The sequence below is a fragment of the Streptomyces sp. NPDC085937 genome (assembly GCF_044540535.1).
GTDB lineage: Bacteria > Actinomycetota > Actinomycetes > Streptomycetales > Streptomycetaceae > Streptomyces.
This window is the reverse complement of the sequence record NZ_JBITSH010000030.1, coordinates 1-9,778: the sequence shown is the minus strand read 5'-3', so window position 1 is coordinate 9,778 and position 9,778 is coordinate 1. Positions and strand designations below refer to the sequence as shown.

Below are 9,778 nucleotides of genomic sequence, written 5' to 3'. Positions count from 1 at the left end.
GGCTACGAACTGTGCGAGAACACCCCGCTGCGCGAGGGCAGCGAGGAGTACCTCGACAGCGAGAAGTACCAGCTCAAACCCCGCGACTGGGACGCCGCCGCCCGCGAGGGCCGCACCATCGCCCCCCTCCTCACCCGGCTCAACACCCTCCGACGGGAGAACCCGGCCCTGCGGCAACTGCGCGACATCCACTTCCACCAGGCGGACAAGGACGAGGTCATCGCGTACTCGAAGCGCCGGGGCGACAACACGGTCCTGGTGGTCGCCAACCTGGACACCTCGCACACCCAGGAGGCCACGGTCTCGTTGGACATGCCGCAACTCGGCCTGGAGTGGCACGAGTCGGTGCCGGTGCGCGACGAGCTCACCGGCGAGACCTATCGATGGGGCAGTGCCAACTATGTGCGTCTCGGCCCGGGCGGGGCACATGTACTCGTCGTCGGCGGGGGGTCCGAGGAGGAGCCTCCCGGGACGCACAGCACGGCTCTGCGACCGTCCACCCCGCAGATCGGAGGGTCATCCGCCACATGAGCGTCAACGAACCCGTCCCGGACACCTTCGAGGACACCCCCGCCAAGGACCGGGACCCCGACTGGTTCAAACGCGCCGTCTTCTACGAGGTCCTCGTCCGCTCCTTCCAGGACAGCAACGGTGACGGCGTCGGCGACCTGAAAGGTCTGACCGCCAAGCTGGACTACCTGCAGTGGCTGGGCGTCGACTGCCTGTGGCTGCCGCCCTTCTTCAAGTCACCGCTGCGCGACGGCGGTTACGACGTCGCCGACTACACCGCCGTCCTGCCGGAGTTCGGTGACCTCGCCGACTTCGTCGAGTTCGTCGACTCGGCCCATCAGCGCGGCATGCGCGTGATCATCGACTTCGTCATGAACCACACCAGCGACCAGCACCCGTGGTTCCAGGAGTCCCGGAAGGACCCTGACGGCCCTTACGGCGACTACTACGTGTGGGCCGACGACGACAAGCAGTTCCAGGACGCCCGGATCATCTTCGTCGACACCGAGGCGTCGAACTGGACGTACGACCCGGTGCGCAAGCAGTACTACTGGCACCGGTTCTTCTCGCACCAGCCGGACCTCAACTACGAGAACCCGGCGGTCCAGGAGGAGATGATCTCCGCGCTGAAGTTCTGGCTGGACCTCGGCATCGACGGGTTCCGGCTGGACGCGGTGCCGTATCTGTACCAGCGGGAAGGGACGAACTGCGAGAACCTCCCGGAGACCCACGCGTTCCTGAAGCGGGTCCGCAAGGAGATCGACACCCAGTACCCGGACACGGTGGTGCTGGCGGAGGCCAACCAGTGGCCGGAGGACGTCGTCGACTACTTCGGCGACTACGCCGCCGGCGGCGACGAATGCCACATGGCCTTCCACTTCCCCGTCATGCCCCGCATCTTCATGGCCGTCCGCCGCGAGTCCCGCTACCCCGTCTCCGAGATCCTCGCCAAGACCCCCGCCATCCCGTCGGGCTGTCAGTGGGGCATCTTCCTGCGCAACCACGACGAGCTGACCCTGGAGATGGTCACCGACGAGGAACGCGACTACATGTGGGCGGAGTACGCCAAGGACCCCCGCATGCGCGCCAACATCGGCATCCGCCGTCGTCTCGCCCCGCTGCTGGACAACGACCGCAACCAGATCGAACTGTTCAACGCCCTGCTGCTGTCCCTGCCCGGCTCGCCGATCATCTACTACGGCGACGAGATCGGCATGGGCGACAACATCTGGCTCGGCGACCGCGACGCCGTCCGCACCCCCATGCAGTGGACCCCGGACCGTAACGCGGGCTTCTCCTCCTCCGACCCCGGCCGCCTCTACCTGCCCACGATCATGGACCCGGTCTACGGCTACCAGGTCACCAACGTCGAGGCGTCCATGGCCTCACCGTCGTCGCTGCTGCACTGGACCCGGCGCATGATCGAGATCCGTAAGCAGAACAAGGCGTTCGGCCTCGGCTCCTACACCGAGCTGCCCTCCTCCAACCCGGCCGTCCTCGCCTTCCTCCGCGAGTACGAGGACGACCTGGTGCTCTGTGTCAACAACTTCTCCCGCTTCGCACAGCCCACCGAGCTGGATCTCAGTGCCTTCGAGGGACGGCACCCGGTGGAGCTGTTCGGCGGGGTGCGTTTCCCGGCCGTGGGCGAACTGCCGTACCTGATGACCCTCGGGGGCCACGGCTTCTACTGGTTCCGGCTCCGCAAGGACGCCGCCTAGGTCCTGACGACAGGACCCGGAACCCCGGGCGGGGCGGTTTCCCCCGCCCCGCCCGGGGCACGCATGAGTAACACCCCGCCCACCGGCGGCGCCCCGCGGCGCGCCGACAGAGGGGAAAGGACGCGACGCCATGTCGGAAGCCGTCACACGCACTGTCACGACCCCGCCCGGCCTCCTTGCGTCACTGGATCCACTGTTGCGGGAATGGCTGCCGAGACAGCGCTGGTTCGCGGGCAAGGGGCGCCCGGTCACCGGGTTCGACCTGGTCGCGGCCACCGAGCTGCTGCCGCCCACCGCCAAGCTGGGCCTCTACCACCTGCTGGTGCGCGCCCACCAGCCGCTCCAGCCCGGCCACGGCGGCCAGGAGCAGCCCGGTGACTGCTACCAGCTGTTCATAGGCGTGCGCGAGGCGCTGCCGCCCCGGCTGGCGCCCGCGCTGATCGGTCATGTGACGCGGGGCCCCCTGGCCGGACACACGGTCTACGAGGCTCTGCACGACACCCGGCCCGCCGACCTGCTCCTGGAGGCCCTGCGCACCCAGGCCCGGATCGGCGGGCTTCGTTTCGAGCGGGACCCCCGCCAGGACATCCGGCCCGGGCTGGTGCCGCGCCTGATGACCGTCGAGCAGTCGAACTCGTCGGTCGTCTACGGGGACGCCTTCGTCCTGAAGCTGCTGCGCCGGGTGGTGCCCGGCGTCAACCCGGACCTGGAGCTGCCGCTGGCGCTGGCCCGCGAGGGCTGCCCCCGGGTTCCCCCGCCCACGGCGTGGATGGTCGCCGACGCGGAAGACACCGCCGGTCCCCCGCACGCGGCCGAGCCGTACGTGCTGGGTGTGCTGCAGCCCTTCGTGCAGGGCGCCACGGACGGCTGGGAGCTGGCGCTGCGGGAGCTGGCCAAGGGGGAGGACTTCGTCACCGAGGCCCGGGCCCTCGGACGGGCCACCGCCGAGGTGCACACCGCGTTGGCGCGTGCGCTGCCGACGGTCACCCTGGGCCACGCCCAGCTGCGCACCCTGGTCGACGGCATGACCGAGCGGCTGGAGGCGGCCGTGCACGCGGTACCGGCGCTGCGGCCGTACGCGGACGGGCTGCGCTCCGCGTACACGGCGCTGGACGACCTGGCCTCCGAGGGCCGCACCTGGACCGCCCAGCGGGTGCACGGCGACCTGCACCTCGGGCAGTGCCTGCGCTCCCCGGCCGGCACCTGGTCGCTGATCGACTTCGAGGGGGAGCCGGCCCGGCCGCTGGCCGAGCGCCGGATGCCGCAGCCGGTGGTCCGGGACGTGGCCGGCATGCTGCGGTCCTTCGACTACGCGGCGCGTTCCGTGGACCCGCCGCAGCCGGACTGGGCCACGCACTGCCGGGCCGCGTACTGCGCCGGATACGCCGAGGCCGCGGGCCGCGACCCGCGCACCGAGCCGGTGCTGCTGCGCGCGTACGAGACCGACAAGGCGGTCTACGAGGCGGTGTACGAGGCCCGGCACCGACCCGACTGGCTGCCCGTGCCGCTGGCCGCCCTGCGCCGGCTGGCGTCGTCCGACCCGACCTGACCCACCCGACCCGCGTCCAGGAGGCTTCGCCCGTGACCCCCCGCCCCGAGTCCAGCGGTTCGCATCCGGAGCAGCCGGCCGAGCAGCGGCGCACCGAGCCGCCGACGCCCGCGCGGAAGAAGCCGGCCGCGAAGAAACAGCCCGCGACGGCCGCGGCGAAGAAGTCCGCCGCGCGCAAGACGCCCGCGAAGAAGACGGCCGCCGCCGCGGCGAAGAGCGCCCCGGCGGCCAAGGCCACGGTCCAGAAGGCGGCCGCAAAGAAGACGGCCGGGAAGACGGCACGGAAGGCGGCCGGGAAGGTGGCCGAGAAGACGGTCGGCAAGGCGCCGGCCGGTAGGAAGCCGTCTGCCGGGGCGGCGGCCGGGAGCCGTGTCGGGGACACCGCGCGGACGGCACCGGCACCCGCGCCGGAGGCGGCCGTGCGGCACGCGCCTCCGGAGGCGGAGATCGCCGTGTCGCCCGCCGTGGACGCCGGTGACCGGGAGCGGCTGCTGGCCGGGTGGCACCACGCCCCGCACTCCGTGCTGGGCGCGCACCCGGTGCCCGGCGGGGTGGCCTTCCGGGCGTTCCGGCCGTACGCGCGGGCGGTGACCGTCGTGTCCGGGGGGATGTCCGTCGCCCTGCACGACGACGGCGACGGCTTCTTCTCGGGGCTGCTGCCGCTGCGCGAGGTCCCGGCGTACCGGCTGCTCGTCACGTACGAGGAGGCGGAGCTGGACACCGAGGACGCCTACCGCTTCCTGCCCACGCTGGGCGAGCTGGACCTGCACCTGATCGGTGAGGGCCGGCACGAGGAGCTGTGGACGGTACTGGGCGCGCACCCGATGACCCACCAGGGCGTGACCGGCACCCGTTTCTCGGTGTGGGCGCCGAACGCGCGCGGGGTGCGGGTGGCGGGCTCCTTCAACTTCTGGGACGGCACCGCCTTCCCGATGCGGTCGCTGGGCTCGACCGGGGTGTGGGAGCTGTTCGTGCCGGGGATCGGCGAGGGCGAGCTGTACAAGTTCGAGATCACCCGCCCCGACGGGTCGAAGACCCTGCGCGCCGACCCGATGGCCCGCCGTACCGAGGTGCCCCCGGCCACGTCGTCGATCGTGACGTCCTCGCGGTACGAGTGGGGCGACACGGAGTGGCTGGAGCGGCGGGCGGAGCTGCCCGCGCACCGGGCGCCGTTCTCCGTGTACGAGGTGCACCTGGCGTCCTGGCGTCCGGGCCTCACCTACCGGCAGCTCGCCGAGCAGCTTCCCGCGTACGTCAAGGACCTCGGGTTCACGCACGTGGAGCTGATGCCGGTCGCCGAGCACCCCTTCGGCGGGTCCTGGGGCTACCAGGTCACCGGTTTCTACGCGCCGACGGCCCGGCTCGGCACCCCCGACGACTTCAGGTACCTGGTGGACGCGCTGCACCGGGCGGGCATCGGCGTGATCATGGACTGGGTGCCCGCGCACTTCCCGCGCGACGAGTGGGCGCTGGCCGAGTTCGACGGCCGCCCGCTGTACGAGCACTCCGATCCGCTGCGTGCCGCGCACCCCGACTGGGGCACCCTGGAGTTCGACTTCGGGCGGCGCGAGGTGCGCAACTTCCTCGTGGCCAACGCCCTGTACTGGTGCGAGGAGTTCCACATCGACGGGCTGCGCGTCGACGCCGTCGCCTCGATGCTCTACCTCGACTACTCGCGTGAGCCCGGTGAATGGACGCCGAACGAGCACGGCGGCCGGGAGAACCTGGACGCGGTGGTTTTCCTGCAGGAGATGAACGCGACCGTGTACCGCAGGGTGCCGGGGGTGGTGACGATCGCCGAGGAGTCCACCGCCTGGGACGGCGTCACCCGGGCCACCCACCACCGCGGCCCCAGCGGCTTCGGCGGGCTCGGTTTCGGCCTGAAGTGGAACATGGGCTGGATGCACGACTCGCTGGAGTACATGAGCCACGAGCCGGTGCACCGCGCGTACCACCACGGCGAGATGACCTTCTCGATGGTGTACGCGTACAGCGAGAACTACGTGCTGCCGATCTCCCACGACGAGGTGGTGCACGGCAAGGGGTCCCTGGTGTCGAAGATGCCGGGCGACTGGTGGCGCCGGCGCGCCGACCTGCGCGCCTACCTCGGCTACATGTGGGCCCACCCGGGCAAGCAGCTCCTCTTCATGGGGCAGGAGTTCGCGCAGGGCGCGGAGTGGTCGGAGGCGCACGGCCCGGACTGGTGGCTGCTGGACCCGCACTACGGCGCGGAGGCCGACCACCGCGGGGTACGCGACCTGGTACGCGACCTGAACACCGTCTACCGCTCCACCCCGGCGCTGTGGCAGAACGACACCGAGCCGTCCGGCTTCCGCTGGGTGACCGGGGACGCCGCCGACGACAACGTGCTCGCGTTCCTGCGGTACGACGCCGACGGCTCCCCGCTGCTCGCGGTGTGCCACTTCGCGCCGGTGGTCCGGCACGACTACCGGATCGGGGTCCCGGACGACGTGCCCGCCTGGCACGAGGTCCTGAACACCGACCAGGCCCGCTACGGCGGCGGTGGCGTCACCAACCCGGACCCGGTCAAGCCGGAGCCGCAGGGGTGGCACGGCCGGCCGGCGAGCATCCGGCTGACCCTGCCGCCCCTGGCGACGGTGTGGCTGCGTCCTGCGTGACGGAGGGCCGTGGCGGTTACGCCAGGGCCTTCGCCAGCGGCTCCGGGAGCGGCTCGGTGTGCAGCACGCCGAGCCGCTGGGTGGCGCGGGTGAGCGCCACGTACAGGTCGCTGGTGCCGTAGCGGCCCGGCTCCACCACCAGCACCGAGTCGAACTCCAGCCCCTTGGCCTGGCGCGGTTCCAGCAGCACCACCTGGTGGGTGAGGTCCGGCTCGGCCCCGGCGGTCACCCCGTCCAGGCGGGCGGCCAGGGCGCGGTGCAGCTCACGCGGGGCGACGACCGCGAGGCGGCCCTCCTCGGGGGTGAGTTCCGCGACCGCCTCGGCGGTGGCGCCGGGCAGGTCGTCGGTGGCGCGGGCCCACGGCCGCACCCCGGTGGCGCGCACCGAGCTGGGCGGCTCGAAGCCGGGGTGCTCGGCGCGCACCACGGCGGCGGCGACGTCCATGATCTCCGCGGGGGTGCGGTAGTTGACGCCGAGCCGGTGGTGCTCCCAGCGGTCCTCGACGTACGGGGCGAGGATGCCCTCCCAGGAGCCGACGCCGCCCGCCTCCGAGGTCTGCGCCGGGTCGCCGACGAGGGTCATCGACCGGGTGGGGCTGCGCCGCATCAGGAGCCGCCACGCCATCGGGCTGAGCTCTTGTGCCTCGTCCACGATGATGTGCCCGAACGCCCAGGTGCGGTCGGCGGCGGCGCGCTCGGCGGCGCTGCGGTGGTCGTCCTCCTCGTGCCGCTCGGCGAACCGCTCGGCGTCGATGATGTCGTGGGCGGACAGCACCTCGGAGGACTCGGGGTCGTCCTCCTCCTTGTCCTCGAACTCGAAGGTGCGGGAGGCGTAGGAGACGTCCAGCACGCCCTGCGCGTAGGCGATCTGCCGCTGCCGCTCGCGTTCGGCGCGCTCGCGGGCGAGCCGGTCGTCCTCGCCGAGCAGTTCGGCGGCCTCGTCGAGCAGCGGCACGTCGGAGACGGTCCAGTGCCGGGTGACCGGGCGGCGGATCGCGGCGGCGTCCTCGTCGGGGAGATGGCCCTCCGGGGCGGCGAGGAAGTCCGCCACCAGGCGCTGCGGGGTGATCCGCGGCCACAGCCGGTCGATCGCGGACCACACCTCGGGGTTCTCGGCGAGTTCGTCGCGGATCTGGGTGACGTCGCTCGGGTCGAGCAGGCTGGACCCGTCGTAGGGGTCGGTGCCGATGCGCTCGGCGAGCATGTCGGTGAGGGTGTTGAGGATGTACCCCTCGAAGTGCTCGCGGGCCACGTTGTGCGGCAGTTTCGCGGCGCGGGTGCGTTCCCGGGCGACGTTCACCAGACCGTCGTCGAGCATCAGGACCTCGCGGTCGTGCTCGATCGCGATGACCGGGTCGGGCAGCGTCTGCCGGTCGCGTACGACCTCGGCGAGCACGTCGGCCATCTCCGCCCGTCCCTTGACGGCGGCGGCCTCCGGGGTGTCGGTGCGGGTGGTGCGCACCCCGGGGAAGAGCTCGCCGACGGTCGCCAGCAGCACCCCGGTCTCACCGAGGCTCGGCAGCACCTCACCGATGTAGCCGAGGAACGCCGGGTTGGGCCCGACGATCAGGACGGCGCGGCGGGCCAGCAGCTCGCGGTGCTCGTAGAGCAGGAAGGCGGCGCGGTGCAGGGCGACGGCGGTCTTGCCGGTGCCGGGGCCGCCCTCGACCACCATCACGCCCCGGTGCGGGGCGCGGATCATGCGGTCCTGGTCGGCCTGGATGGTGCGCACGATGTCGCCCATGCGGCCGGTGCGCGCGGAGTTCAGCGCGGCGAGCAGCACGGCGTCGCCGGTGGGGTCCTCGTGCCCGGTGCGGGTCTCGTCGCCGAGGTCGAGGATCTCGTCGTGCAGGTCCGTGACCCGGCGGCCCTCGGTGGCGATGTGCCGGCGTCGCCGCAGCCCCATCGGGGTGTGGCCGGTCGCCAGGTAGAACGGGCGGGCGACACCGGCCCGCCAGTCGATGAGGACCGGGGTGCGTTCGGCGTCGTCGGCGCGCAGGCCGATGCGGCCGATGTGGTGGGTCCGCCCGGAGGTGAGGTCGATCCGGCCGAAGCAGAGGGAACCGTCCACCGCGTTGAGCGCGGCGAGCAGCCCGGAGCGCTCGGCGACCAGGATGTCCCGTTCCAGCCGGGCCTGCCGGGGGGTGTGGCCCTGGGCGAGGGCGTCCGCCACACCGGCCTCGGCGTCGCCGCGCAGGAGGTCCACCCGTGCGTACAGTCCGTCGATGAATTCCTGTTCCTGCCGCAATTCATCGTCCGGAAATTCGGTGTTTGACAATTCCGCTCCCGCCCGGATATACTGTGCTCACTGAACTTCTCCGCGACTTCCGATAACGAAGTCGCGAATTCACGAATATACGCAGAGAGAGCCCCCGGGCGCAATTGCCCAGGGGCTTTTCCGTGTCCGCGCGGCGCGAGGCCGCGGGCGTCAGAGCACGTCCCGCAGCTCCTCCCGCAGCCGCCGCTCCGCCCGCGCGCCCACCATCGACCGCAGCGGCTCCCCGTCCTGGAAGACCATGAAGGTCGGCATGGACAGCACCTTGTAGGCGTTGGTCGTCTCCGGGTTGGCGTCCACGTTCAGCTGGACCACCTTCAGCCGGCCCTGCTCCGCCTCGGCCAGCGACCGCAGCACCGGCGCCATCTGCCGGCACGGCGGGCACCAGTCGGCGGTGAACTCCACCAGCACCGGAAGACCGGCCCCCAGCACCTCCTCCGCGAAGTCCGCGTCCGTCACCTCGGGCACACCGCTCATCGCGCTCCCCCTCCCAGTTCGCACACCGGTTCCGGACCTCCCGGGACCGTCGCGTCGGCGGCCAGCGCCTCCCGCGCCGCCTCCGCCCGCTCCAGCTGCCGCCCGACCGTCGCCCGCACCGCGCGCAGCTCGCCGATGAGCGCGTCCAGCTCGTCGAGCTTGCGCCGGTAGACCTGGAGCGAGGCCGGGCAGGAGTCGCCCTCCGGGTGCCCGGCCCGCAGGCACTCCACGAAGGGCCGGGTCTCCTCCAGGTCGAACCCGAAGTCCTGCAGCGTGCGGATCTGCCGCAGCAGCTTCAGGTCGTCCTCGTCGTAGGTCCGGTAGCCGTTGCCGGACCGCCGTGCGGGCAGCAGCCCGCGGGACTCGTAGTACCGCAGCGTCCGCGTGGTGGTCCCGGCGCGTGCGGCCAGCTCGCCGATTCGCATGCCGTCGAACGTAAGGCTTGACGTGGGCGTCAACGCAAGGGCGTCTCACGACGGAGAGGGGCCGGGGGGGGGGGCCCCCCCGGGGGGGGGCCCCCCCCCCCGCCCCGGGGGGCCCCGGGGGGGGGGGGGGGCGGGGGGCCCGCCCCCCGGGGGGGGGGGGGGGCGGGGGGCCCCCCCCGCCGGGG

General features: G+C 72.3%; 6 protein-coding genes and 1 pseudogene. 4 read left to right on the top strand and 3 right to left on the bottom strand.

What is annotated here, in order from left to right; translation table 11 throughout:
• From ACIF8S_RS33325 to glgB, 4 genes and pseudogenes are all read left to right on the top strand, one after another.
• Positions 1–531 (top strand): annotated as a pseudogene (locus ACIF8S_RS33325) (alpha-1,4-glucan--maltose-1-phosphate maltosyltransferase); the annotation flags it as partial.
• Positions 528–2,228 carry a maltose alpha-D-glucosyltransferase gene (gene treS, locus ACIF8S_RS33320; RefSeq protein ID WP_400004277.1) on the top strand — a complete coding sequence of 567 codons (1,701 nt, stop codon included), beginning with the start codon at positions 528–530 and terminating at the stop codon, positions 2,226–2,228. The pseudogene ACIF8S_RS33325 and the gene treS, both read left to right, overlap by 4 nt.
• Before the next feature lie 130 nt (positions 2,229–2,358).
• Positions 2,359–3,777: a maltokinase gene (locus ACIF8S_RS33315; RefSeq protein WP_400004275.1), complete on the top strand. Its 1,419-nt coding sequence runs from the start codon at positions 2,359–2,361 to the stop codon at positions 3,775–3,777.
• Positions 3,778–3,809: 32 nt separating this feature from the next.
• Positions 3,810–6,416 (top strand): 1,4-alpha-glucan branching enzyme, encoded by a 2,607-nt coding sequence (glgB, locus tag ACIF8S_RS33310; protein ID WP_400004274.1) that lies wholly within the window; start codon positions 3,810–3,812, stop codon positions 6,414–6,416.
• A 16-nt stretch (positions 6,417–6,432) separates the two neighbouring features.
• On the opposite strand, the gene ACIF8S_RS33305 is transcribed toward glgB, so the two are convergent.
• The 3 genes from ACIF8S_RS33305 to ACIF8S_RS33295 all read right to left on the bottom strand — a co-directional run bounded on the left by ACIF8S_RS33305 (position 6,433) and on the right by ACIF8S_RS33295 (position 9,593).
• Positions 6,433–8,664 (bottom strand): HelD family protein, encoded by a 2,232-nt coding sequence (locus ACIF8S_RS33305; RefSeq protein ID WP_400004272.1) that lies wholly within the window; start codon positions 8,662–8,664, stop codon positions 6,433–6,435.
• Positions 8,665–8,844: 180 nt separating this feature from the next.
• A complete protein-coding gene (locus tag ACIF8S_RS33300; protein ID WP_400004270.1) occupies positions 8,845–9,168 on the bottom strand; it encodes a thioredoxin family protein in 324 nt (107 codons plus the stop codon).
• The gene (locus ACIF8S_RS33295; RefSeq protein ID WP_400004268.1) at positions 9,165–9,593 is read right to left on the bottom strand and encodes a MerR family transcriptional regulator; all 429 of its coding nucleotides are present in this window, start codon (positions 9,591–9,593) and stop codon (positions 9,165–9,167) included. The genes ACIF8S_RS33300 and ACIF8S_RS33295 overlap by 4 nt, the downstream gene beginning before the upstream one ends.
• Between the last annotated feature and the right edge of the window lie 185 nt (positions 9,594–9,778).

What these genes read in the sequence shown, in the direction of transcription:
- ACIF8S_RS33295 (WP_400004268.1), bottom strand. Translation starts at nt 9,593, where the DNA reads ATGCGAATCGGCGAGCTGGCCGCACGCGCCGGGACCACCACGCGGACG.
- ACIF8S_RS33315 (WP_400004275.1), top strand. Translation starts at nt 2,359, where the DNA reads ATGTCGGAAGCCGTCACACGCACTGTCACGACCCCGCCCGGCCTCCTT.
- ACIF8S_RS33300 (WP_400004270.1), bottom strand. Translation starts at nt 9,168, where the DNA reads ATGAGCGGTGTGCCCGAGGTGACGGACGCGGACTTCGCGGAGGAGGTG.
- treS (WP_400004277.1), top strand. Translation starts at nt 528, where the DNA reads ATGAGCGTCAACGAACCCGTCCCGGACACCTTCGAGGACACCCCCGCC.